This is a genomic window from Faecalibacterium hattorii, from assembly GCF_003287455.1.
Taxonomy (GTDB): domain Bacteria; phylum Bacillota; class Clostridia; order Oscillospirales; family Ruminococcaceae; genus Faecalibacterium; species Faecalibacterium hattorii.
Genome location: NZ_PRLC01000043.1, coordinates 1 through 1,548 on the forward strand (window position 1 = coordinate 1; position 1,548 = coordinate 1,548).

The window sequence follows — 1,548 nt, forward strand, 5'->3', positions numbered from 1 at the left end:
AAGCAGCCACCCGAACCCGCAAGCTGAAAGTGCAAAACGCAGACCCTTTGCACTTTGCACTTTCGCACTTTCACGATGATTTGCGTCAATAACTCAAAAAAGCACTTGACAAAACGCTTCATGGGGCACACCCAAGGACATTGAGCCTTTCATGGCACCCAAGTTTTTCGACAACATCATCCTGACGAAAACGGAACGCCTGATGATGTCCAACCGCCCGCCTGACCCAAAGAATGCCCGGAACAAAAATGTACTGGTGGTGGGCGGTTCCGGCAGCGGCAAGACCCGGTTTTGGCTCAAGCCCAACCTTTTACAATGTCACAGTTCCTATGTGGTCACTGACCCGAAAGGTAGTATCGTGGTCGAGTGCGGGAACGCACTTCTGAAAAACGGGTACAAGCTGAAAATCCTGAACACCATCAACTTCAAAAAGTCCATGCACTACAACCCCTTCGCCTATGTCCACAGCGAAAAGGACATTCTGAAACTGGTCACAACCCTGATGACCAACACCAAGGGTGAAGGGTCCGGCGGGGACCCATTTTGGGAAAAAAGCGAACGTCTTTTGCTCACCGCACTGATCGCCTATCTGCATTATGAAGCCCCGGTGGAGGAACAAAACTTCGCTACCCTGTTGGAAATGCTCAACACCATGCAGGTGCTGGAGGATGACGAGGAATACCAAAACCCGGTGGATTTGCTGTTTGAGGAACTGGCGAAGAAGAAGCCCAACAGCTTTGCCGGGCGGCAGTACAAACTTTACAAGCTGGCCGCCGGAAAGACCGCAAAATCCATCCTCATTTCCTGTGGTGCCAGATTAGCCCCCTTCGACATCCAAGAGTTGCGTGACCTCACTATGTACGATGAGCTGCAACTGGACACGCTGGGCGATAAGAAAACGGCGCTGTTCCTCATTATGTCGGACACGGATTCCACCTTTAATTTCCTCATCAGCATGGTCTACACCCAGCTTTTCAACCTCCTGTGCGATAAAGCAGACGATGTGTACGGCGGCAAGCTGCCCATCCATGTGCGGTGCCTGATCGACGAGTGCGCCAACATCGGGCAGATTCCCAATCTGGAAAAGCTGGTGGCGACCATTCGCAGCCGTGAAATCTCTGCCTGCCTTGTTTTACAGGCAAGAAGCCAGTTGAAAGCCATCTACAAGGACAACGCAGATACCATTGTGGGCAACATGGACAGTCAAATTTTTCTCGGCGGCTCCGAACCCACGACCCTGAAAGACCTTTCGGAGATGCTAGGCAAGGAGACCATCGACGCCTTCAACACCTCAGACACCCGTGGCAATAGCCCCAGTTACGGCACTACGTTCCAAAAGATGGGGCACGAGTTATTGAGCCGGGATGAGCTGGCGGTGCTGGACGGCGGCAAGTGTATTTTGCAGCTGCGAGGTGTGCGCCCCTTTCTTTCGGACAAGTACGACCTGACCCAGCACCCCAACTACAAGCTGACCTCGGACTATGACCCCAAAAACACCTTCGATATTGAAAAATATCTGAACCGAAAAGAAAAAATCCACCCCGGTGA

At 52.1% G+C, this 1,548-nt stretch carries 1 pseudogene; it reads left to right on the plus strand.

The window, feature by feature from the left end:
* Positions 1-112: 112 nt before the first annotated feature.
* Positions 113-1,548 (plus strand): annotated as a pseudogene (locus C4N23_RS13670) (VirD4-like conjugal transfer protein, CD1115 family); the annotation flags it as partial.